Source organism: Listeria swaminathanii (genome assembly GCF_014229645.1).
GTDB lineage: Bacteria > Bacillota > Bacilli > Lactobacillales > Listeriaceae > Listeria > Listeria swaminathanii.
Genome location: NZ_JAATOD010000005.1, coordinates 71113 through 94825 on the forward strand (window position 1 = coordinate 71113; position 23713 = coordinate 94825).

General features: G+C 42.2%; 22 protein-coding genes. 15 read left to right on the forward strand and 7 right to left on the reverse strand.

What is annotated here, in order from left to right:
• Positions 1 to 47: 47 nt before the first annotated feature.
• From mgtA to HCX62_RS12685, 3 genes are read left to right on the forward strand one after another with little or no spacing between them, the layout of a single operon-like run.
• Positions 48 to 2618, forward strand: a complete 2571-nt coding sequence (gene mgtA / locus HCX62_RS12675) for a magnesium-translocating P-type ATPase (protein ID WP_185639319.1) — start codon at positions 48 to 50, stop codon at positions 2616 to 2618.
• A complete protein-coding gene (locus HCX62_RS12680; protein ID WP_185639320.1) occupies positions 2619 to 3740 on the forward strand; it encodes an FtsW/RodA/SpoVE family cell cycle protein in 1122 nt (373 codons plus the stop codon).
• Complete coding sequence (locus HCX62_RS12685) at positions 3737 to 4858, forward strand: FtsW/RodA/SpoVE family cell cycle protein (RefSeq protein WP_185639321.1); 1122 nt, start codon at positions 3737 to 3739, stop codon at positions 4856 to 4858. The genes HCX62_RS12680 and HCX62_RS12685 overlap by 4 nt, the downstream gene beginning before the upstream one ends.
• 21 nt (positions 4859 to 4879) lie before the next feature.
• Here the strand turns inward: HCX62_RS12685 and HCX62_RS12690 are convergent, their stop codons facing one another.
• The 3 genes from HCX62_RS12690 to HCX62_RS12700 form a co-directional block, all read right to left on the reverse strand.
• Complete coding sequence (locus HCX62_RS12690) at positions 4880 to 5182, reverse strand: PTS sugar transporter subunit IIA (RefSeq protein WP_003722042.1); 303 nt, start codon at positions 5180 to 5182, stop codon at positions 4880 to 4882.
• A 36-nt stretch (positions 5183 to 5218) separates the two neighbouring features.
• Positions 5219 to 6526 carry a PTS sugar transporter subunit IIC gene (locus tag HCX62_RS12695; RefSeq protein WP_185639322.1) on the reverse strand — a complete coding sequence of 436 codons (1308 nt, stop codon included), beginning with the start codon at positions 6524 to 6526 and terminating at the stop codon, positions 5219 to 5221.
• Positions 6527 to 6661: 135 nt separating this feature from the next.
• Positions 6662 to 6967, reverse strand: coding sequence for a PTS sugar transporter subunit IIB (locus HCX62_RS12700; protein WP_014093863.1), 306 nt, complete (start codon positions 6965 to 6967; stop codon positions 6662 to 6664).
• Positions 6968 to 7221: 254 nt separating this feature from the next.
• Between HCX62_RS12700 and HCX62_RS12705 the strand changes: the two genes are divergently transcribed.
• Genes HCX62_RS12705 through HCX62_RS12735 form a run of 7 tightly spaced genes read left to right on the forward strand, consistent with a single transcriptional unit; the run spans position 7222 to position 15888 of the window.
• Positions 7222 to 7311 carry a potassium-transporting ATPase subunit F gene (locus HCX62_RS12705; RefSeq protein ID WP_015455298.1) on the forward strand — a complete coding sequence of 30 codons (90 nt, stop codon included), beginning with the start codon at positions 7222 to 7224 and terminating at the stop codon, positions 7309 to 7311.
• Complete coding sequence (kdpA, locus tag HCX62_RS12710) at positions 7308 to 8993, forward strand: potassium-transporting ATPase subunit KdpA (protein WP_185639323.1); 1686 nt, start codon at positions 7308 to 7310, stop codon at positions 8991 to 8993. Before HCX62_RS12705 ends, kdpA begins: the two co-directional genes overlap by 4 nt.
• Before the next feature lie 11 nt (positions 8994 to 9004).
• The gene (kdpB, locus tag HCX62_RS12715) at positions 9005 to 11050 is read left to right on the forward strand and encodes a potassium-transporting ATPase subunit KdpB (RefSeq protein ID WP_185639324.1); all 2046 of its coding nucleotides are present in this window, start codon (positions 9005 to 9007) and stop codon (positions 11048 to 11050) included.
• A 14-nt stretch (positions 11051 to 11064) separates the two neighbouring features.
• Positions 11065 to 11637 carry a K(+)-transporting ATPase subunit C gene (gene kdpC / locus HCX62_RS12720; RefSeq protein WP_185639325.1) on the forward strand — a complete coding sequence of 191 codons (573 nt, stop codon included), beginning with the start codon at positions 11065 to 11067 and terminating at the stop codon, positions 11635 to 11637.
• Positions 11638 to 11655: 18 nt separating this feature from the next.
• The gene (locus HCX62_RS12725; protein WP_185639326.1) at positions 11656 to 14346 is read left to right on the forward strand and encodes an ATP-binding protein; all 2691 of its coding nucleotides are present in this window, start codon (positions 11656 to 11658) and stop codon (positions 14344 to 14346) included.
• Positions 14343 to 15038 (forward strand): response regulator, encoded by a 696-nt coding sequence (locus tag HCX62_RS12730; RefSeq protein ID WP_185639327.1) that lies wholly within the window; start codon positions 14343 to 14345, stop codon positions 15036 to 15038. Before HCX62_RS12725 ends, HCX62_RS12730 begins: the two co-directional genes overlap by 4 nt.
• A 37-nt stretch (positions 15039 to 15075) precedes the next feature.
• The gene (locus HCX62_RS12735; protein WP_185639328.1) at positions 15076 to 15888 is read left to right on the forward strand and encodes an alpha/beta fold hydrolase; all 813 of its coding nucleotides are present in this window, start codon (positions 15076 to 15078) and stop codon (positions 15886 to 15888) included.
• Position 15889: 1 nt separating this feature from the next.
• On the opposite strand, the gene HCX62_RS12740 is transcribed toward HCX62_RS12735, so the two are convergent.
• From HCX62_RS12740 to HCX62_RS12755, 4 genes are all read right to left on the reverse strand, one after another.
• The gene (locus tag HCX62_RS12740; RefSeq protein WP_185639329.1) at positions 15890 to 17146 is read right to left on the reverse strand and encodes a Y-family DNA polymerase; all 1257 of its coding nucleotides are present in this window, start codon (positions 17144 to 17146) and stop codon (positions 15890 to 15892) included.
• A 12-nt stretch (positions 17147 to 17158) separates the two neighbouring features.
• Positions 17159 to 17500: a hypothetical protein gene (locus HCX62_RS12745; protein WP_185639330.1), complete on the reverse strand. Its 342-nt coding sequence runs from the start codon at positions 17498 to 17500 to the stop codon at positions 17159 to 17161.
• A gap of 193 nt (positions 17501 to 17693) precedes the next feature.
• Entirely contained in the window at positions 17694 to 18149 is a 456-nt protein-coding gene (rpiB, locus tag HCX62_RS12750; protein WP_185639331.1) for a ribose 5-phosphate isomerase B, read from the reverse strand.
• Positions 18150 to 18194: 45 nt separating this feature from the next.
• The gene (locus HCX62_RS12755) at positions 18195 to 18665 is read right to left on the reverse strand and encodes a universal stress protein (protein ID WP_008948893.1); all 471 of its coding nucleotides are present in this window, start codon (positions 18663 to 18665) and stop codon (positions 18195 to 18197) included.
• A gap of 115 nt (positions 18666 to 18780) precedes the next feature.
• Between HCX62_RS12755 and HCX62_RS12760 the strand changes: the two genes are divergently transcribed.
• The 5 genes from HCX62_RS12760 (at position 18781) to HCX62_RS12780 (ending at position 23685) form a co-directional block, all read left to right on the forward strand.
• Positions 18781 to 19587 (forward strand): helix-turn-helix domain-containing protein, encoded by an 807-nt coding sequence (locus HCX62_RS12760; protein WP_185639380.1) that lies wholly within the window; start codon positions 18781 to 18783, stop codon positions 19585 to 19587.
• Between the two features lie 45 nt (positions 19588 to 19632).
• Positions 19633 to 20001, forward strand: a complete 369-nt coding sequence (locus HCX62_RS12765; RefSeq protein WP_185639332.1) for a VOC family protein — start codon at positions 19633 to 19635, stop codon at positions 19999 to 20001.
• Complete coding sequence (locus HCX62_RS12770; RefSeq protein WP_185639333.1) at positions 19998 to 20360, forward strand: MmcQ/YjbR family DNA-binding protein; 363 nt, start codon at positions 19998 to 20000, stop codon at positions 20358 to 20360. Before HCX62_RS12765 ends, HCX62_RS12770 begins: the two co-directional genes overlap by 4 nt.
• Positions 20361 to 20433: 73 nt before the next feature.
• Positions 20434 to 21246: a putative ABC transporter permease gene (locus tag HCX62_RS12775; protein ID WP_185639334.1), complete on the forward strand. Its 813-nt coding sequence runs from the start codon at positions 20434 to 20436 to the stop codon at positions 21244 to 21246.
• Between the two features lie 369 nt (positions 21247 to 21615).
• Entirely contained in the window at positions 21616 to 23685 is a 2070-nt protein-coding gene (locus tag HCX62_RS12780; protein WP_185639335.1) for a BglG family transcription antiterminator, read from the forward strand.
• The last annotated feature ends 28 nt before the right edge of the window (positions 23686 to 23713 follow it).

Below are 23713 nucleotides of genomic sequence, written 5' to 3' on the forward strand. Positions count from 1 at the left end.
ATAAACGTTATTCTCAGCTTGCCTAGAAAGAATTGGAGGCAAGGAAAATGAAAAAACTACATGGAAAAATGCAAGGTAACAATTTGCTCAAAGAATCACAAATGGGTAGAGAGAAAGTTTTGGAAAAGTTAGGTGTAATGGAAACGGGGCTAACGAACGTCGAAGTTACGGAACGGCTGGCGGAGTTCGGCCCGAATCAAACGGTGGAAGAAAAGAAGGTGTCGAATTTACGATTGTTTATTCGGGCATTCAACGATCCGTTTATCTATATTTTAGTAATGTTAATGGTTGTTTCGTATTTGACGGACGACATGGAAGCGACTGTGATTATGGCGCTGATGATACTCGCGAGTGGGGTGCTTGGCTTTATTCAAACGAGTAGAGCGGAGCGGGCGAGTTATGCGCTGAAAAACATGGTGAAAAATAAAGTGAACGTTATCCGGGACGATAGCTTAGTTGTGGTGGCGCAAGATGAAATTGTACCGGGAGATTTGATTGAAATTTCGGCGGGGGATATTATTCCGGCAGATGCGCGCGTGATTTCGGCTACGGATTTATTAATTAATCAGTCGGCGCTCACAGGAGAATCGATTCCAGCTGAAAAATTTGTGGAAGACAAGCGTGCCAATCCAGAAATTTTTGAGCGGGAAAACTTATTGTTTATGGGAACGGATGTGTTAAGTGGACATGGCCGGGCGGTTGTTTTGCGAACAGGAAGCTCCACGTTTTTCGGCTCGCTATCAATTGCAGCTACAGAGCGCCGCGGCGACACGAGTTTTGATAAGGGTGTTAAATCGATTTCGAAATTGCTTTTTTACTTTATGATAGTGATGGTTCCGATTGTATTTATGATTAACGGTCTTATGAAAGGCAATTGGTTAGAGGCATTTCTTTATGCGGTGGCGATTGCGGTTGGTCTTACGCCGGAGATGCTGCCGATGATTGTAAGCACGAACTTGGCAAAAGGTGCTATCAATATGTCGTCGAAAAAGGTAATTATGAAAGAACTGAGCGCGATTCAAAATATCGGCGCGATGGATATTTTATGTACGGATAAAACAGGAACGCTCACAGAAGACAAGCTAGAACTGGTGAAATATATTGATAGTGCGGGAGTAACTTCTGAAAGTGTCCTAAAAATGGCTTATTTAAATAGTTATTTCCAAACGGGTTGGAAAAATGTTTTAGATCATGCTGTGATTGCGAAGTTGGACGAAAATGCTGCGGCTGGTTGGACAAAAGTTGGCGAGATTCCATTTAATTTTGATCGGCGTCGTTTGAGTGTGGTGGTCGAAAATAGCACGGAAACAAGGATGATTACAAAAGGTGCGGTGGAAGAAATGCTCACTGTATGCACTCATAAGGAATTTGATGGCGTTATTTCAACACTAAATGAAGCAGAAAAGAGCGAACTACAAGAAATGTGTGCAGAAATGAATCGCTCGGGAATTCGAGTAATTGCGGTGGCGTATAAAACTGGAAAAGTTGGGGAAGCATTTACGAAAACGGATGAGGAACAAATGATTATTGCCGGGTTCTTAGGTTTCCGCGATCCAGTGAAAGCGTCAACCAAAGAAGCAATCGCGCAGCTTTTCAAGAATCAAATCAACGTGAAGGTTTTGACGGGTGATAACGAAATCGTTACGAAACGGATTTGTCAGGAGGTTGGCATACCGGCGAACGGATTTTTACTAGGTGCAGATGTGGAGGAATTATCCGATGAAGAACTTACGCGCGAACTGCGAAAATACCATATTTTTGCGAAATTAACGCCGATGCAAAAATCGCGAATTATCGGCTTGCTTAAAAAAGCGGGGCATACAGTGGGATTCCTCGGAGATGGAATTAATGACGCACCGGCGCTTAGGAAAGCGGACGTTGGGATTTCGGTGGATACAGCGGCGGATATTACGAAAGATGCCAGCTCGGTCATTTTGCTTGAGAAAAGTTTAACGGTATTAAATGATGCGGTGATGGAAGGACGGAATGTATTCGGGAATATTTTGAAATACTTGAAAATGACGGCCAGCTCAAACTTTGGGAATGTGTTTAGTGTTTTGGTGGCGAGTGCATTCATCCCATTTTTACCGATGCTATCATTACATTTGCTCTTACAAAACTTGCTTTATGATTTCTCTCAATTAACGCTACCTTGGGATAAAATGGATCGGTCGTTTTTGAAAAAGCCGCATCAATGGGAACAAAAAGGCATGTTGCGTTTTATTCTTTGTATTGGTCCGGTGAGTTCGATCTTTGATATTGCGACGTTTCTAATTATGTGGTTTGTGTTTAGTGCGAATACGGTGGCGGAGCAAGCTTTATTCCATAGTGGCTGGTTTGTTGTCGGATTACTCACGCAAACGTTGGTTGTACACATGATTCGAACAGAAAAAATACCATTCATCCAAAGTCGGGCAACTGCTCCAGTGATGATTGCGACGCTTGTTGTGATGACGCTGGGGATTGTTATTCCATTTACTGGATTTGGACATAGTATTGGTTTTGTCAGCTTGCCAGGCAGCTATTTCCCATGGCTGATTTTGATTCTGGTTGGCTATATGGCAACGATGCAGTTAGTAAAAACGCTTTACATTCGGAAATTCCGGGAGTGGATTTAAATGCGTGCGGGCAAGGTGCTATTTGTAACGTATTTGCTTCTGGTGGTTTGGAGTTTGCTGCTCGTTTATAGTACGAGTTACGGGGTTGCGATCATGCGGTACAAAGTGGAGCCGGGATACTTTTTTAATAGGCAGCTCATTTTTTATGGGCTGGGGTTTGTCGGTTTGCTCGTTTGTTCGCGTATTAATGTGCAATTGTTTTATCGGCGGTGGACGTTGCGGGTTTTGGCGGGGAGTTTGGTTGGATTGTTAATTCTAGTGCTTTTGACGGGAAGCGCGGCGAACAATGCGCAACGCTGGTTGTCTATCGCAGGTGTTACATTTCAACCGACAGAAACGGTGAAACTACTGCTAATATTAGTAATCGCAACAGTTTTCTTGAAAAAAGGTTGTGGGGTGCGTGTGCAATATTGGTTGCTCGGATTTTTATTTCTAACAGTAGGACTTGTCTTCTTACAGCCGGATTTAGGGACGGCGCTGATTTTAGGTGTCATTGGGGTGGCTTTGTTTTTAACGAGCGGAGTCGGCCTCACGCGCCTTGTTCGGGTGACAATTTGGGCATTCGGTCTCTTATTACTTGCAGCTACTCTGATTTACTTCTTTCACCCTGACTTTTTTAGTTCAGCAAAATTGGGACGGTTCGCTTTTCTGGACCCATTTAATCTTAATAATCTAGATGCTTCTTATCAACTTAGGAATGGTTATTACGCGATTGGAAGTGGTGGTGTTTTTGGAAATGGGCTTGGTGGGAGTGTTCAGAAATTAGGGTATTTGCCGGAGCCGCATACGGATTTTATTATGACGGTGGTTGCGGAGGAGCTTGGCGTTTTTGGTGTTATTTGGACGATTTTTTTACTGATGCTACTTAGTTTTACGGCGCTTTATATTGCTATTCATAGTCAGTTTATTTTTGATTCGATGGTTTGTATTGGGGTGGCTACTTGGGTGTCGGTGCAGATGTTTTTGAATCTTGGTGGAGTGAGTGGGATTATTCCGCTTACTGGGGTGCCGCTGCCATTTATTAGTTATGGTGGAAGTTCGGTCGTGATGCTTTCGTGTGCAGTAGGATTTGTGCTAGCGGCGGCAAGGCGGAACAAAACTAGAGAGGTCGTGTATTTATGAAGCGAGATGTGTTTTATAATCGGATTATTTTATCGGTGTTTTTATTATCTTTGGTTAGTTGTGTGGCGATTTATTTTGCGCAGAAGACGAATCAGTATGATACGAATTTTTTAGGAATGCAGTTGGTGTTTTTGGCAATCGGGGCGCTGACTTGTTTTGGAGTGTCGCGGCTTCCGGTGGAGTTTTTACGGCATCATGCGATTTGGCTGTACGTGATTATGGTGATTACGCTGCTAGGGATACTCATTCCAAACCCCTTAGTGCAAAATATAAACGGGGCAACGCGTTGGTACCGATTTGCTGGGTTATCTTTTCAGCCATCTGAAGTAGTGAAATCGATTTTTATTTTTGTGTTGGCGCATTTTGCGGTGAAATATCAAGCGCAAAAATGGAAGCAACTGGGAATTTTGGCGGTTCTGACAGGGATTGTTTTGCTGTTAATTATGAAGCAACCGGATCTCGGGACGACAATTGTTTACGGGGTTACGGCGCTGGCGATTATCTTGCTGGCAATCAGGTCTACGAAACTAATGGTTGGGATTATTACATTGATGTTAACTACAGCGACGGTCGGAATGTATGTTATTGTGTATCATATTAGTTTGCTAGAAAAGATTGGCTTTCATGCGTACCAGTTTTCGCGGATTCAGACGTGGCTTGATCCAACGACTGATCCGGATGCGGTGTATCAACTTAATTTATCGATGAAGGCGGTTGGTTCGGGGATGATGACGGGGAGTTCAGGGACCAATGCGTATATTCCTGAAAGCCATACAGATATGATTTTTAGTACGATTGGCCATCAGTTTGGTTTTGTTGGTGTAAGTTTGCTGCTGATTTTATTTATGTTGCTGATTCATCAATTGATTATGGCAGCACTTTTGATGAAGCATACTTTTTCTTCGCTTGTTTTAGCGGGTTTTGCAGTGAGTTTTGCATTTAATATTTTTGAGAATATTGGCATGACTGTTGGACTTATGCCGCTGACGGGGATTCCGCTTCCTTTTATTAGTTATGGTGGGAGCGCTGTGCTTGGTAATTTTATTGCGGTGGGCGTTGTGCTAGCGATTATTCGGTCAGATGCTCATTTAACAGAAGAAAAAAACCAGCTGTCATGACGACAACTGGTTTTTTAAGTTTTATTTATTCTTATAAAGGTCAACAATTTCTTTCGCTAAATCTTTGAAAGTGATTGCATTCATTAAGTGGTCTTGTGCGTGAACGAGTAGAAGGGAAACTTCTGTTTTTTCGCCACGTGCTTCACCTTGTATAAGTTTTGTTTGAGAATGATGCGCTTCAAGTAGTGCTTGTTCTGCTTGGGCGATTTGTTCGTCTGCTTGAGCGAAATCCCCTTTTTTAGCGGAATCAATGGCTAACATAGCATCACTTTTAGCGTTACCACCGAACACGATCAAGCTCATAATAGTTTGCTCTAAATCCATCTGTAAACACGTCCTTAAAGTTTTGGTTTTTAAAAATTATTCAGCAGTAACGCCTTCAGCAGCAAGTGCTTCTTTTTCACGACGTAGCTCTTGGATTTGAGCAATTTTCGCGAATGGAAGGAAGATTAGGATAGATAGACCTAAGTTTACAGCTGCAAGTACGCCACCAGCGATACTTTGTGTTGCAAGTGCTCCACCGATAATTGGTGGTGTAGTCCAAGGAGTTACGATAGTACAAGCTGGTACCCAACCGATAGCTGTTGCAATGTAAGCTACAGTTACAAGTACAAGTGGTGCCAAGATGTACGGAATGAACATAATTGGATTCAAGACGATTGGAAGACCAAACATCATTGGTTCGTTAATGTTGAAAATACCTGGCGCTGCAGACAATTTAGAAACTGTCATGTACGCTTTATGTTTACGAGCTACGATAAAGATAGCAATGATTAAACCGATAGTTGCCCCAGTTCCGCCTAAGTTAACGAAAGAGTCAAAGAAAGGTTTGTTAACGATGTAAGGAAGTTCTTTACCAGCTTCTAATGCTTTTACGTTAGCTTCGATAGCTGGGATGTTGATTGTTTGCATGAACGGGTCGATAATGTTCGCACCGTGTAAACCAAAGAACCAAAGGAAAGCAGAAACGAATGCAAGTAGCAATGCTGCTGGCAAGGAGTTTGCAAGACCCATGAACGGTTCTTGTACTAATTCGTAGAAAGAAATTACTAAGTTAGTCACACCAGCTGCTTGGAAGAACGCAGTGATAAGACCAAAGATAGAAACAGTGATCATTGCAGGGAATAAAGCTGCGAATGAACGAGAAACTGCCGGTGGAACACCATCAGGCATGTTGATAACCAATTTCGGGCTACCACTTAAACGAGTAAAGATTTCAGTGGAAAGAATTGCAATAATTAAAGCTAAGAAAAGACCAGTTGATCCAAGACCACCAGTGTTTGGGATACCGTCAACACCTGGAGCGATTGCGCCAATAGTGAAGAAAGTAGCTACAGAAACTACTGCGGAAGAAAGTGGATCTTTGTCATAAGATTTAGCTAAGTTGTAAGCTACAGTGAAAGCGATAAGTAATGCTAAGATAGCAAAAGTACCGTTCCAAACGTTTCCGCCGAATGCTTGCCAAGTTCCTTCACCAAATAAGTTATTCATGAATTTTTGGTAAGCTGGAATTGGGAAGTTGTTAATTAAAACGGCGAAAGACCCTAGAATCATTAGAGGCATAGTTGTGATAAAACCATCACGAATTGCTACTAGATGACGTTGTCCACCAATTTTGGCAGCGTAGGGAATGAAATATTTTTCCATAAATGCGATAAAACCATTCATTTTTTATTCTCCTTTTTTGAGGATAAAGTAATAGCACGGATTAAGACAGATACATAATTTCTAAAACTGCGTGTTATTACGTTACCTCTTCCATTTTTTATAATTTTCAGCTAGACAGCTGTAATTACCCTCTTTTTACTTCATTAAATCTAATGCTTGTTCTAAAACTTTGTCGCCTTTCATCATTCCGTAATCAACACTGTTAATAACAGCTAACGGAATACCTTTTGGCTCTAATTTTTTCTTCATGTTTCCTTCTAAGAAACGTACTTGTGGTCCAAGTAATAAAACATCAATTTCATCTAAATGGTTAGCTGCTTCTGCTTCGGCAACTGCGAAGATTTTTGCTTCAATACCTTGTGCTTCAGCTGCTTTTTCCATTTTTGTAACTAGTAAGCTGGTAGACATACCTGCTGAACATACTAACATGATTGTTTTCATGATTATTTCCTCCTCTAGATAATTCTCTTAACACTTATTTATATATGCAAGTACCGTGCCAACTTTAAATGTGGCTATAAAAGGGTTTTCATTTTGTTTTTTGCTTACACATTGGCTTTTTTTGTGTGTAAATTTTACACACATTGCGATATTAACGGAATCTTTATGCGGGTCTTTAGAATCTTAACACTGTCTTTATACGTTTGTTGGTAGGATTAGTGGTGGAAAGAGTACGGTGAAGGGGTGAACGGAAAATGGGTGTTGTTCTAGTAATTGCTGGAATCATCGGTTTAGCTTTGTTGGTATATTTATTTTATGTGTTGTTTAGAGGTGAGGATTTATGAAGTATATTGTGATGCAGGATGTGTTTTTTGTTGTATTGTTGTTAGTTTTAGCAGTGCCACTTGGGATTTATATGTATAAAGTGATGATTGGCGAAAAGGTGTTTTTATCGAGAGTGCTTGAGCCAGTTGAGCGGTTTGGTTATCGTTTGATGGGTGTGAGTGACGCGGGGATGTCGGCGAAACGTTATGCGATATCGGTGCTTGCTTTTAGTGCGGTTGGTTTTGTATTTGTTATGGCTGTACTAATGTTGCAAGGATTTTTACCACTTAATCCAGAAGGTATGAAGGGGCTTAGCTTTAGTCTTGCGTTTAATACGGCGGCGAGTTTTGTGTCGAATACGAACTGGCAGGCTTATTCTGGTGAGGCGGCATTATCGTATTTTTCACAGTCGATTGGCTTAACGGTGCAGAATTTTGTTTCTGCAGCGACAGGGATTGCAGTTTTATTTGCGGTAATTCGCGGCTTTATATGGAAGAAACAGAAAACGGTCGGGAATTTTTGGCAAGATTTATTTCGAGTGACGCTTTATATTTTATTACCACTTTCGCTTGTATTGGCGCTAGTTTTGGTGTCGCAAGGGGTGGTGCAATCATTTGCAGATTATTCGGTTGTGGAAACGCTTGAAAATGGTGCGAAACAATTGATTCCGCTTGGACCGGCTGCAAGTCAAATTGCGATTAAGCAACTTGGAACAAATGGTGGTGGCTTTTTCGGAGCGAATTCTGCTTTTCCGTTTGAAAATCCATCTAGTTTTACTAATTTAATTGAGATGCTGGCGATTTTGCTTATTCCGGTGGCGCTTGTTGTGATGTTTGGGCGCGCGGTGAAAGATAGTAAGCAAGGGCGCGCAATTATGACAGCGATGTTAATTGTTTTTGTTGTTGGGGTCGTGGCGATTACTGTTTCCGAACAATTTGCGGGGCCGAGTTACCAAGGTGTTGCGACTTCTGGAAGTATGGAAGGTAAAGAAGTGCGTTTTGGTGTTGGTGGATCGTCGCTTTTCGCGGCTTCAACGACGGCTGCTTCGAACGGTGCGGTGAACACGATGCATGATAGTTTAACGCCGCTTGGTGGGCTTGTTCCAATGTTCTTTATGCAGCTTGGCGAGGTCATTTTTGGCGGAGTTGGTAGTGGGCTTTATGGGATGATTGGATTTATTATTTTGACGGTGTTTATCGCGGGGCTTTTGGTTGGGCGGACACCGGAATATTTAGGGGAGAAAATTGAACCTTATGATATGAAAATGGTTTGTTTACTCATTTTAGTTCCGCCGCTGTTGACGCTTTTTGGTACGGCGGTTGCGGTGATGATGCCGAGTGTGCAAGCTTCGGTTTCGGCGAGTGGGGCGCATGGTTTCTCTGAGGTGCTTTATGCGTTTACTTCGATGGGAAATAATAATGGTAGTGCTTTTGCGGGATTTGCGGCAGACACGACATTTACTAATATAGTCGGCGCAGTAATGATGTTATTTGCTCGTTTTATTCCGCTAGTTGCAGCGCTTTACTTGGCGCAAAATATGGCTTTGAAAACGCCGGTCGCAGCGAGCAGTGGGACGTTATCGACGAAAAATGGCATGTTTATTGGTCTTTTAATTGGGGTTGTGGTGCTTATTGGCGCGCTTAGTTTCTTGCCAGCGCTCGCACTTGGACCGATTGCGGACTTCTTTACAACTTTCAAATGAGGTGAATGGAAATGATGGAAAATGGTATTTGGAAAGATGCGCTGATTCAGTCGATGAAAAAACTGTCTCCTAAACTGCAAGTGAAAAACCCAGTCATGCTGCTCGTTTATGTGGGCGCAATTTTGGCAACAAGTTTGTATTTTCTTGGCTTTTTCGGAATTTCGGATGAGAAGTCTGGCTATACGCTCGCGATTGCGCTTATTTTATGGTTCACGGTGTTATTTGCGAATTTTGCGGAGGCGATTGCGGAAGGTCGTGGTCGGGCGCAAGCGGATAGTTTGAAAATGGCGCGGAAAGATGTTTTAGCTCGGAAGTTGAAAAAGGTAGAGGATAAAGCTGATGTGGTGGAAGTAGCTTCGAATGATTTGAAAAAAGGGGATATTGTTTATGTGCTTGCGAATGAACAAATTCCGATGGATGGCGAAGTGATTGAAGGTGCGGCCTCTGTTGACGAAAGTGCGATCACCGGGGAGTCGGCGCCAGTAATTCGAGAGTCTGGCGGTGATAGAAGCGCTGTGACTGGCGGGACTACACTTGTTTCCGACTGGCTTGTTATTCGGGTAACGGCAGTTTCTGGGGAAAGTTTCTTAGATAAAATGATTGCGATGGTGGAAGGGGCTTCGCGGAAAAAGACGCCAAATGAGATAGCTTTGCAAATTTTGCTTGTGACCCTTTCGATTATTTTTCTGGCGGTTTCAGCGACACTTTTACCATTTACTGAATTTGCGAGTAAACAGGCGGGTGCTGGCTCGGCGATTTCGATTACGAATGTGATTGCTTTACTTGTTTGTTTGGCGCCGACAACGATTGGTGCACTGCTTTCATCAATTGGGATTGCTGGGATGAGCCGATTAAATCAAGCGAATGTGTTAGCGATGAGCGGTCGGGCGATTGAGGCGGCTGGGGATGTGGACGTGCTTTTGCTTGATAAAACGGGGACGATTACACTTGGAAACCGGAAAGCGAGCGAATTTTTGCCAGTGGATGGCGTGACGGAACAAGAGCTAGCAGATGCGGCTCAACTTTCCTCCATTGCGGATGAAACGGCGGAAGGTCGGAGTATTGTCGTGTTAGCGAAAGAGCGATTCGATATTCGCGGTCGCGATTTTGCCGAAATGCACGCAGAATTTGTTCCATTTACTGCAACAACACGAATGAGCGGGATTGATTACCAAGAAAATACGATTCGAAAAGGCGCGGCGGATGCGGTTCGAGCCTATGTAACGGCGAATGGCGGTACGTATCCAAAAGAGTGCGATGCGATTGTAAGTAAAGTGGCTGGCGCTGGTGGAACGCCGCTTGTAGTCGTTCGAAATAATAAAGTACTTGGCGTGATTTATTTAAAAGATATCGTGAAAAATGGTGTGAAAGAACGTTTTCTTGATTTGCGAAAAATGGGTATTAAAACAATTATGATTACTGGGGATAACCCAATGACCGCGGCGGCGATTGCGGCAGAAGCGGGAGTGGATGATTTTCTAGCAGAAGCAACACCAGAAGCAAAATTGGAATTAATTCGCGAATATCAACGTGAAGGACATTTAGTAGCGATGACTGGAGACGGAACGAATGATGCGCCGGCTCTTGCGCAAGCTGACGTGGCTGTTGCAATGAACACGGGGACGCAAGCTGCAAAAGAAGCCGGGAATATGGTTGACCTTGATTCTAGCCCAACGAAATTAATTGATATTGTGCGGATTGGAAAACAGCTGTTAATGACGCGTGGCGCGCTGACAACTTTTAGTGTTGCGAATGATTTAGCGAAATACTTTGCGATTATTCCGGTGCTGTTTTACGGGATCTTCCCACAACTTGAAGCGCTCAATTTAATGGGATTAACGAGCCCAACGAGTGCCATTTTATCCGCGATTATTTACAACTCATTGATTATCATTTTCTTAATTCCGTTATCTTTAAAAGGCGTGAAGTACCGCGAAATGCCAGCGGGGAAATTACTGAGCCGCAATATGTTGATTTACGGACTTGGTGGACTGATTGCGCCATTTATCGCGATTAAATTGATTGATATGCTGTTAACTGTTTTAGGAATCGTTTAAGAGGGGGAGAAAACATGAAAAGATTTATGCAAATTTGGAAGCCGGCAGTTGTTGGATTTCTACTTTTGACATTGGTATGTGGCGTGATTTATCCGGGTGTTGTCACAATTATTGCAGGTGCAGCTTTCCACGACAAAGCAAATGGCAGTATAATAGAAGAAAAGTTAGCAGATGGCACAACTGGAAAAATTGGTTCTGCTGAAATTGGCCAAACATTTACCAAACCTGAGTATTTGATTGGGCGGGCGGCGAGTGACGGCGCGGCAACCAATTTAAACCCGACTAGCGAAGAACAAAAACAATTAGTAGAAAAACGGATTGCTTGGTGGCATAAATTAGACCCAACGAACAATCGAGTTATTCCGATGGATCTCGTGACAGCATCAGCAAGTGGCGTGGATCCAGATATTTCAGAAGAAGCCGCTGCGTATCAAGTGGACCGGATTTCCAGAGAACGCGGAATTTCCACCAAAGTGGTCAAAGAAATTATTGCGGAAAACACGAACGAGCGATTGTTAGGTTTTTGGGGTGAGCCAACTGTGAATGTATTACAAGTCAATTTGGCATTAGATAGTTTGAAAATGTAAGTAGTTGGAGGCGAGTATATGGAAACGAATCGTCCAAGTCCGGATGCGCTATTAGTGAATTTGCAAGAAGAAACAGAGTCGTCTGTAGGTAAATTGAAAATATATTTTGGTTTTGCAGCGGGTGTGGGGAAAACGTATGCGATGTTGAGTGATGCCAAAGATCAATTAGCAGCTGGCGTGGATGTAGTCGCTGGCTATATTGAGCCTCATGCTCGGGAAGAAACGCTGAGAATGTTAGTTGGAATCCCAGTTATTCCACCTAAAGCAATCAACCATAAAAATATTGCGCTCAAAGAATTCGATTTGGACGAAGCGTTGAAACGGAAACCGGAGCTGATTTTGGTGGACGAGCTTGCCCATACGAATGCAGCAGGTGTGCGGAATAAGAAACGTTTTCAAGATGTGGAAGAGTTGCTCCAAGCGGGAATTGATGTGTATACAACGGTAAACGTGCAACATATCGAAAGCTTGAATGATATTGTGGAAGGCATCACCAAAGTGGCTGTCCGCGAAACCATTCCGGACTATGTTTTTGATGAAGCGGACCGCGTAAAGCTAATCGATATCGAACCGGATGAACTTTTAAAGCGTCTTGAACAAGGGAAGATTTACCAGCCAGAACGCGCCCGCACAGCTATGCAGAACTTTTTCACTAGAGAAAATTTGAAATTGTTGCGCGAAATTGCGATGCGTAAAGCGGCTGACCGAATTAGCCATGAATATGACCAGACCGGGATTTATCCAGAAAAACGCGCAAGTAGTAAGTGGCTCGTCTGCATCGGGACGTCTCCATCATCTGCGAAACTCATTCGCTGGACAGCGCGCACCGCCGAGGCTTTCCGTGCTCCGTGGACTGCCCTTTATATTGAAAATGAAGAAAATGATTATATGACCAAAGCGGAGAAAAAATGTTTGCGTGAAACGATGGAACTCGCGGAACGACTGGGCGCAGAAATTGTCACGCTCGCTGGACATGATATTGCAGAAACGGTAGCCGAATATGCCCGTTTGACCGGGGTGACGAATATCGTTGTTGGGAAATCGCGTCGTCGTATGGGATTGCGGTCTTTGTTTGAAGATGATTTTGAAGACCAGCTGATTACGCACCTCGATAATGTCGATATGCACATTATCCCTTCTAGCCAACCGCAGACAAAAAAACGGCGAATGAAAATGCGCTTTAAAAGCTTCCTAACTTGGCACGATATGGCGAAAATGGTCTTGCTACTCACTTTGGCGACAGCGATATGTGTTGGATTAAGCGAATTTGGCATTGGCGACCAAAATGTTATTATGGTGTATATTTTATCCGTTTTAATTATTTCTCGGGTAACAAGTGGCTATGTTTACGGTGTCCTCGGTTCTATCATTGGTGTCATGTTATTTAATTTCTTTTTCACATCACCACTGTATACATTTAATACGATTCAAGCCGGTTATCCAGTGACTTTTGGTATCATGCTCTTAGTTGCTTTGATCACAAGTGCGCTAACCGTCCGAATTAAAACGCAAGCCAGCCTTGCAGTTGAGCGAGAGCGCCGAACGGAAGTGCTTTATGAAATCAATAAACGGCTGTTAGTAACGCGCAACTTAAAAGGAATTATTAATTTAACCAATGAATATATTTTGCATTTATTTAACCGTTCCGTTATTTTTTATTCTACTGATCCCGCCAAAAGTAACGAAGGGATTTTCGTGCAAGCGGAAGGGAAAGAGGATGCGAACGCGCTTCTTAGTGCGGACGAGGAAGCTGTTGCACACTGGGTTTTTAAAAATAAAAAACGAGCGGGCGCAGGAACTGATACGTTGATGGGGGCATTTGGATATTATATGCCAGTGATGTCACAAGGCAAAGTGCTTGGCGTCATTGGGGTTTCGTGCTCGGCCGAAGAAGGTCCACTCACACAAGATAATCGGATATTTTTACGAATGATTAGCTCGCAAGTCGCACTGGCCCTAGAACGGCAATATTTATCAGAAGAACAACGCCAAATCGTCATCGAATCTGCGAAAGAAAAAATGAGAAGTAATTTGCTTCGGGCGATTTCGCATGATTTAAGAACACCACTTACAGGCATCATTGGCGCAAGTTCAGCCTTGCTTGAAAAAGAAACCGAGCTAGATAAAGAAACCGAGCGAAACTTAATTAAAGGTATTAAAGATGACTCTGGCTGGCTTATTCGGATGGTCGAAAATTTACTTTCTGTAACGCGAATTAGCGAAGGCTTGGTGAGTTTGGAACGCGCTCCAGAAGCCGTGGAAGAAATTGTTGGCGAAGCAGTTGGTCGAATTAAAAAACGCTTCACCGACCGAATTATTCATGTCAAAGTGCCGCGCGATCTGCTTATGGTTCCTATGGACGGGACATTAATCGAGCAAGTGCTCATTAATTTAATGGAAAATGCGCTACGCCACGGTGGACCTGAGGCAGAAGTATGGGTAGATGTGACGAAAACGAAGCAAAATGCGATTTTTAGCATCCGTGATAACGGTAAAGGAATTCCGGAAAATCGCTTGCCGGATTTATTTGACACTTTTGCAGTAGAGGCGAGAGAACGTTCGGATATGTCCCGTGGTCTAGGGCTTGGATTATCGATTTGCATGTCGATTATTCGGGCGCATGACGGGACTTTAGAAGCGAAAAATAACGAACATGGCGGTGCGACATTCTGGTTCACTTTGCCATTAGATGGAGGAGATGGAAAATGAACAGCAAACGACTTGTGCTAATTGTGGAAGATGAAGAAGGCATCAGTAATTTTATTTCGGCTGTGTTGACGGCTAGCGATTATGCAGTGATTAAAGCGGTGAACGGAAAAGAAGCGCTGGAGCAGACGGCTAGCCATTCGCCAGACGTTGTGCTGCTTGACCTTGGTTTGCCCGATGTGGAGGGGCTTGATGTGCTTCGTGATATTCGCGTTTGGTCCAAAGTGCCGATTATTGTCGTATCCGCGCGTGATCATGAACGGGAAAAAGTGACAGCGCTTGACCTCGGTGCCGATGATTATATTACGAAGCCGTTTGGGACATCGGAACTACTGGCGCGCATTCGAACTGCTTTGCGACATATTCAACCGAGCAGCAAAGATACGCCAAATGACCATATTATCCGCATTCAAGACCTGTATATCGATGACGACCGCCGACTTGTCAAAATGGGCGATACGGAAATTCATTTTACACCGATTGAATATAAAATTTTGCTCTTATTAGCTCGCCACGCTGGGAAAGTACTCACACACGACTTCATTATTCGCGAAATTTGGGGACCATACCCAAGTGAAAATCAAGCGCTTCGGGTGAACATGAGTAATATCAGGCGTAAAATCGAAAAAAACCCTGCTGAACCAGTGTATATTTTGACGGAAGTAGGGGTTGGGTACCGGATGGCAGAAGAATAATATGTTATGATAAAAGTAAACGCCAGGAGGAATTAAGATGCATAAAACAATCCGTAGCGTAGACGTTTATTATGAAAAACATGGTGAAGGAATACCGATAATAATGATTCACGGCTTTGCGCCCGATTCGCAGCTGATGATTGGCTGCATGGAGCCAGTATTCGATAAAGAAAGCCCGTTTTCGCGCATTTATTTGGATTTGCCAGGAATGGGGAAAACCGAGAATTACGACTCTATTCAAAATGCCGACCACGTGTTAACGCTGTTGTTAGAATTTATTGAAGCAGTAATTCCGGGCGAGCAATTTTTACTCGCCGGGGAATCATATGGTGGTTATTTAGCTCGCGGAATTGCAGCGAAAATGCCGGATAGAGTACTAGGTGTTCTGCTCATTTGCCCGGTAATCTATCCGGAAAAAGAAAGAAGAACCTTGCCCGAACAAAAAGTCATGTATCAAGACGAGACGTTTATAAGCACACTGTCTAATGAAGACCGTGCCTACTTTTCAAAAAGTGGTGTCATTTTAACGGCGCGAAACTGGAACCGATTCTTAGCAGAAGTGATGGCTGGGATGATTAATGCGGATGGTGAATTTTTGGACCGTTTATCCGCGAATTATGCGCTAAGTTTTGACCCAGATGAAAAAGCATTATTCGATGTGCCAGCATTGTTCTTATTTGGTCGTCAAGATGATCATGTGGGGTATGCGGATGGTCTTACTTTGCTAGAAAAATATCCACATGCATCGTTTGCTATCCTTGATTTTGCGGGTCATAATTTGCAAATTGAACAACCAAAAATATTTACGACAATGGTACAGGATTTCTTATTCCGCGTGAAACCAGAATAAGCTAGCCTTTATGACCACCAACCATTTCAGACCGTTTTAGCCCAGTCGCTCCATTTAGCAAACTGCTTGCGTGCATAAGTGATTTGAAACCATAACGCGTACGAATTTTATCGACAGTTATTTCTAATTGCTCATGATTTAAAGTACGGGTAGCATCTTCAAATAAATTGAGTTGCAGCCCGGTTTTTAAAGTAATTTTACCGCATGAAATCGCAATGGAGCGCACGGGCTCTCGTTCATCGTAACGCCTGAATAGTTGCAGGAAATAAGGAATAAGCGCATGACTACTACTCGTAGGAGGGATTTTAGCTTGATGGCTAAATCCTTTTTTTATGCTGTATTTACTGTAGCCGATACTTAAATGAATGACCGCGGTATCCAAGTGATTTTGCCGCAAACGCATAGCTACTTCCTCGACCATTTCACGAATAACAATTTCGACCTCAGCAGGCACATGATAGTCTTTTTCGAGAATTTGGCTTTTTCCGTAACTTTTACTAATCGGGACATATTTTTCATTTAAAAGGCTGTAATCAATACCGTGAGAGTGGTAGTAAAGTTGCTCGCCGACCACGCCCATCGCGTTTTTTAATAGTTGGGGTGGCGTTTGGCTTAGCTGGTACATATTAAAAATCCCCATTTTTTGCAGTCGAACCGCAGTCCGGCGACCAATTCCGCACACATCATCCAAATGCCTAATCTTCCAAATGGTCTCTGGTACATCTTCATAACGCCATTCAGCGATTCCGTCATCGCGATTTTTGGCAACATTATCGAGTGCGAGTTTTGCAAGAAGTGGGTTGTCGCCAATCCCAACTGTGACATACAGCCGTAATTCTTCTAAAATATCACGCTGGATTTTGCGGACGATTTCTTCTGTACTACCGAACAGCAAATGCGACCCAGTGATGTCTAAAAAACATTCATCAATACTATAAACGTGAATAAACTCAGCGGGAACATAACGTCTGAAAATGGCTTGGATCATCGCATTTACTTTTAAATATAGTTTCATTCGCGGGGGTGCGATAATAATTCGCTTGTCCCAAGTTGGAAGTTCATACATTCTCGAGCCGGTTTTGATGTGGTGGACTTGTTTCATTTTCGGTGTTGCTGCTAAAACAAGGCCACCAGCTCGGTCAGCGTTACTCATGACAACTAAATAAGCTTCCAGCGGATTCAGCCGACGTTTGACACATTCAACCGAGGCGAAAAAACGATTTAATATCAATGCATAAAATATCACGGCGCGGTGCACGGCTATAATCTTCTACTTGTACCATTTGTCGACACTCCTTTCTTCTACATTTCGAATAGCAGAGAAGGAAAGCGGGATAATACCTTCAGAGTTTTTAAGATAGATAGTGTTGTTTTCCACTCCTGAAATACGGCCGATAATGTCGTTTTCAGGATTTGCTTCTGGATCTAGTGGCTTTTTCTGGATAACAAGCATAGACTGATGCGTCATCGCGCTAGCTAGTACGCTCTCAATAAATTCTGTAGTCATAGCTTCTTTCCATACTAACGTTGGCTCGGCGTTTTGCATTGCCTCCGTATGCTCACTCAATAAAAAACCGCCCCATTTCTTCATGCCGCGATCTTGGTAGCTCATATGATGACACCTCCAATATTTCCAATAATTAGCTGTTGCTTAAATACATTATACGAACAAACGTTCTTGTTTGCAATGCGTAAATGTTCTCATTTGTGATATTAAAACGGGAACAAATTACTATTTGTGAACAATTAATAAAATGGATATAAAAAACGACCAAGCCTATAAGAGACTTGGTCGTTATTATTTTTTAAGCGTGGCTGTCTTCGTACGCTGTAATTTGTCCAACACGGTTTGCATGTCGGCCGCCTTCGTACTCGGTGTTTAGCCAAATTTTGACAATATCTTCTGCTAAACCTGGGCCTATGACTCTCGCTCCAAGTGCAAGGACATTTGTATCATTATGTTCGCGAGTTGCATGAGCGCTAAATGTATCACCAACAAGCGCGCAACGAATACCTTTTACTTTATTGGCCGCAATACTCATGCCAATTCCCGTGCCGCAAACTAAAATACCGCGATCGACTTCTTGGTTCACGACTTTTTCACTAACGGTAATAGCAAGTCCCGGATAATCCACTGATTCCGGTGCTTCTGGACCAAATTCTTCATAACTAATACCAACACTTTCAAGATAAGAAATAATACTTTTGCGTAATTCAATTCCGCCATGGTCTGAAGCAATGGCAACTTTACTAACTGTCATTTTTTCTCCTCCTGCCGTATAATCAATAACTTCATTATACATGAATTAAAGTTTTTCGACAGTCTTTCTATTGCGCCATGGTTTTGCGTGAACAATGATAACGTCACAAGGTGCATGAGCGGCCGTATATTCAGAAACACTACCAAGAATAAATTGCTCCGTTGCGGAAAGTCCAGTCGCACCAACTAAAATTAAATCGGGTTCGAAATTCCGTGTTATTTTTTTATTAAAAGTAGTTTTTGGCGTACCAAAGTGAACAAAAGTTTCGACCTGCGCCACGCCAGCTTTTTCTGCCTCTTTTTTGTACATTTCAACTAGTTCTTCTCCGTAAGCTTTGGCTTTTTTTGCATAGGTTTGTTCATAATCGATTAATGGTGCAATCCGACGAACATCCGCGACAAAGCCAATACCAAGCGTAGCGCCATCCATTTTGGCAAATTGAACAGCTCGTCTTAGTGCGGCTTCCGCTTCATTTGATCCATCTACACCAACAAGAATCCGTTTGTAAGCAGACATTTTGTATCACCCTCTCAAAAGTTTTCCCCTTATTTACTTAATACCCATAAATAAAAGAAAGAAGCATGATTAAAGAGAAAATTTTGTGGTACTATGAGGAAAAGGAGGTTTCTTTATAGCAAAATTAAGCTCGTTTTATCCTATTGTAGCTACACCGAAACGTGCTGGCTATAAAGAATATCTACCAAGCGCGGCGCTAGCGGGGTATATTCGTTGTTTTTGGGAAGCGGATGATAGAGATTTCCCGGGAAATAATTTAGTAGTTCCTGATTTATGTGCGGATATTATTTTTACCATTGATAGCGAAACAGGGTTAGTTATGGATGCTATGTTTGTTGGCGTCAGTGATGCACCTTTTGAAGCCAATGATGAAAGTAGTTCTGAGCTTTTTGCCGTGCGATTTTATGCGTGGTCACTGTTTTTATTTGTAGAACAGGATTTGGCTGGTAGTATGAATCGTGTGAATGAGCCGGAAGATATGTTTGCCGGATTTACCCAGTTTTTTCGAGAGGGATTTGCAGAAACGACGACAAACAGGGAAAGAATCGCTTTACTAGAAGGGTTTTTATTACGAAAATTAATGACGCTTGGTAAGCAAATGCACGCTGATTTTCTCAATGGATTAGATCAGTTGCTACAAAATCCAAATCAACTCCAACTAAGCGCGATTTCGGTTCGGCAATTAGAACGACTTTTCCAAAAGCATATGGGACTTGCGCCAAAACAGACTGCGAAACTTATCCGTTTTCAAAAAGTGTTGCAGGATTTGTACGGGAATTCAAATGTATCAGGAGTGGAACTGGCTTATCTCAATGGCTTTTCGGACCAAGCGCATTTAATTAAACAATTTAAACGATATAGTAATCACACCCCAGAAGAAATGAAGCGACTTTTTCTGCAAAATGTCGTAAATATACAATAAAAACCAAAAATGTACTGTTAAACTATCGATATGGAGGTGCTTTAAATGATTAATGAATTTGTTTGTACGAATATTTCTACGGAAGATCCGGCGGCATTGGTCGCTTTCTATCACGAAAAACTGGGAATACCGGTTATGTTTGAAGGATACGACAATTATGACGGTGCGAAACTAGGATTTTCCGAAAATGCTCCCGGAATTATTGTCTGGAATAGTAGCAAATGGGGCAAGTCAAGTGAGTCTAAGGTGGAATTTGTGTTTTCGTGTGATACCAATTTGGATGAGATGTATCAGGAACTTCAAGCAGTGGGAGTGGATACTCCGGAGCCGCGTGTGGCCGAGTGGGGTGGACGCGAACTGAACTTGCTTGATCCAGATGGCAATAAGATTATGATTTTGGAGCCGGAACAATGAGCGAGGAATTTGCTTGGATACGCGAAGAAATAAGCAAGTTGCCGGGAGTCCAATATTCTTTTAAAGAAGAGTGGGGGTCAGAGCGCTACCACGTTTTGGATCAACTAATGGCGATGCGTGGAACGAATAAAGAAGGCGAACCGATTTTAACCTTAAAGTGCGATGCCGAAAAAAGTGAACAACTTCGCGCGGAAAATCCGGCCGTTGTCCCTGGCTATTACATGAATAAACGGGTTTGGATTTCCGTTTTATTAGAAAAAGAACAGGATAAAGACTTGATTCGCGCGTTAATCCACCATGCATACTCAGAAGCGAAGAGCAAGCTGCCAAAATATAAACAAGCGGAACTTTTTGACTAATTTAGTTAAGAAGTTCTTATTTCTGTTATAATGAAATTGATTGTGAAAAAGAAAACAAAAAGGAGATGAAAAGATGGATATTAATATGTTTATCCTATATTTCTTCATTTATTCTGTTCTCGGTTGGGCTTGGGAGGAAGTTTTTTGCTCGATTTCAGAGAAGAAGTTAGTGTATCGTGGTTTTCTTTATGGACCATATTGCCCCATTTACGGGTTTGGGGTAACGGCAGTTTTAATGATGATTTTACCGTTTCAAAACAATTTATGGGCCTTATTTATTTTCTCGATGATTATTTGCACAGTAATTGAATACATAACCGCAACGATTTTGGAAGCATTGTTCCATACAACATGGTGGGATTATCACAACTGGCCCCTTAATGTTAAAGGGCGGATTTGCTTACCGATTTCGATTTTCTGGGGATTTGCTTGTATCATCGTTGTGCGTTTCCTGCACCCAGTTGTAACCGAGTTTGCGGATTGGGTATTAAGCTGGGGAGGTTGGATTGTTCCTGCCCTCATCGTTGTTATTATGCTCATCGATACGATTAAATCCGTCACAAGTATGCTATCATTCCAAAAAGCACTTGCTGAATTTAATGAAAAACTAAACGTACAAGCGGCTGAACTAAAAGCTAGCGTAAAAGAACGCGCGAAAGAATTTGAAGAAGGACTTTTGAAAAAACAAGAGAATGTCGATATCAAAATTGCTGAAATCGAAGCAAAACGTAAACAAGATAAAGAGCTTGCTGCCAGTATGCGCAAACTTAAATTTAATGAACGGCGGATGTTAAAATCGTTCCCGAAAATGAAAGTAAAACGCGCGGCACCCTTTAAAAACTTCAACAAAAGTTTACTTAGAGTTGATAAGCAAAAAAGAAAATAATCACACTGGATATGGCGCAAATGGTATTTTTTATCATTTGCGTCTTTTTTTGCGTTATTTTTTACAAAACGTATAGAAAGAGCAGACCATCTTTTGTATGATTAAGGAGAAACAACGCCTCGCAAAACGCCATTACTTCATTCTCATTTTTGTTTCAAAGCAGATTTCGCCTTGCTTCGAGAAGTTTCACAAGTCCGCAATATACCAAGCCTCACGACCAACTTTCACCCATTTCCAAAGAACAGGATTGTTAAAAAAGTCACAAGTAAAGCCCAATGATGTACATTCTTTCCGCAAGTTATTGGGATGAAAGCGTGTACATTTTTATTAGAATTAGATTTATAATTAAAACGAACAGGAGGGAACGACATGTATTTGGATGAGAGAAGTAATTCACTTTTAAAAGAACTCTTACGACATCCTGACACATCGAGTACGAACTTACAGGCAAAATTTGGTTTAACTCGAAGACAAGTCGACTATAGTTTCCAAAAAATTAATAACTGGCTTGAGGAACAAACTTATCCGAAGATTCATCGAGCTGCGAATGGGCGATTTATCGTAGAACCTGACCTGTTTCAAATCATTGGTGAGGAAGATGGCGAAAAAACGGACTGGTACATCCCGTCAGAAAAGGAACGTGCCAGCCTAATCATCCTCATGTTAACAACAGGAAGTGAAGAGTTATCCCTTAATCACTTTATAAGCGAGCTGGAGGTGAGTAAGAACACCGTATTACGAGACTTGAAGCTGGTACAAAAGACGCTCGATAAATTCAACCTCGAAGTGAAATATTCACGAATGCGTGGCTATTTAATTGACGGAGACGAGTGGAATCAGCGGACGGCGCTCATTTATGCGGCAGAACACATCATAGAAAGTTTTGGTGGCGAAGAGTATTTACAGGATTTCATGCAAGTGGAGGAAGCGAGAATCAAAGACCTCCGGGAAAAATTGGAACAAGTGGAACATCACCTGAATTTGCATTTTATTGACAATAAAATGCAAATACTGCCTTACATTTTAGAAGCTGTTTTTCGGCGGATGAAGAAGGGGCAAACAATTACGACATCTTTCCTGATTGACTACAATGAATTGTCAGATACTCGGGAATACGGAGCAGCAGAGATTTTTATTGAAGAAGAGCCGAACATGCCAGAAGCGGAGCGAATGTACATCACCTTGCAACTTTTAACTTCGAATGTACTTCCGAAACAGTATTTAAAATCGGAGGAAACGCATAAGTTAAGGCTGGCGCTGGAACAAGTTCTAAGCGAATTTGAGAAAAAGGCTTGTATTCAACTAGTAGACAAAGAATCGTTACTTGAAAAATTATTTGCACATATTAAACCTGCGTATTATCGAATTAAGTATCATCTTACAACAGATTACAGCATTTTAGACAAGATTGATCAAGAATTCCAAGCCGTGCATTACATCGTGAAAGAGTCGCTCATGCCATTAGAACGTTTTATTGGTAGCAAGGTTCCTGAAAATGAAAGCATATTTATCACCCTTTTCATTGGAGGGCATTTAATCGAATCCACGGAAAAATTACAAACGAGACTAAAAGCAGTTGTAGTTTGTCCGAACGGATTGTCGATTTCGCGATTGATGGAAAAAACATTACGCAGTCTGTTCCCGGAAATATTTTTCTATCAAGCGATGTCGATTCGAGAATTTGAACAAACAAAGGTAGGCTATGACATTGTGTTTTCCGCAGTACCACTTTCGACCGATAAGAAATTTTTCCTAATCAACCAATTGATGGATGGGAAGGAACGCCTCGAGCTTAGACGCCGGGTGATGCGGTCGGTTTACTTAGTGGATGAGGTGAATATCAGCGTCGACCAATTAATGAAAACTATTTCCAAATTTGCTGATATTAAAGATGCTGCCCGTCTTGAAAAAGTGTTAGCAGACTATTTAATGCCAGTTCCAGAAGAAAACACATCCAAACACGAAGGCAAAAGTTCACTCGCAGACTTACTTGAGGTAACGCGAATCACTCGGAAGAAATCGGTGAAAGACTGGCATGAGGCAATTTATCATGCGGCTTTACCATTACTTTCAGCAGGAGTGGTGGAATCAGCTTACGTGGAAGAAATGAAACGGCAATATCCGGCACCGATTATGAACATCATTCTCCGTAATACGATAGCTATCCCTCATGCTGAAACGGAAAAAGGAGTAAATAGCCTCGGAATGAGTTTACTTTATCTAGAAGAAGGCTTGCCACTAGAAGGCGGTAAAGAGCTACATTTTATCGTTGTTATCGCAGCCGTAGACAAAAACGCTCATTTCACAGCATTACTACAATTGATGGAATTATCGGAGAACAAAAAAGAACTGAAAAAACTTGCGGATGCTGGAAACACAGAAGAAATGCACCAAATAATTAAAAACTTCACGGACTTGGAAACAAAAAAGACAATGTAGAGAAGTCAGAAAGAATTACAGGAGGATT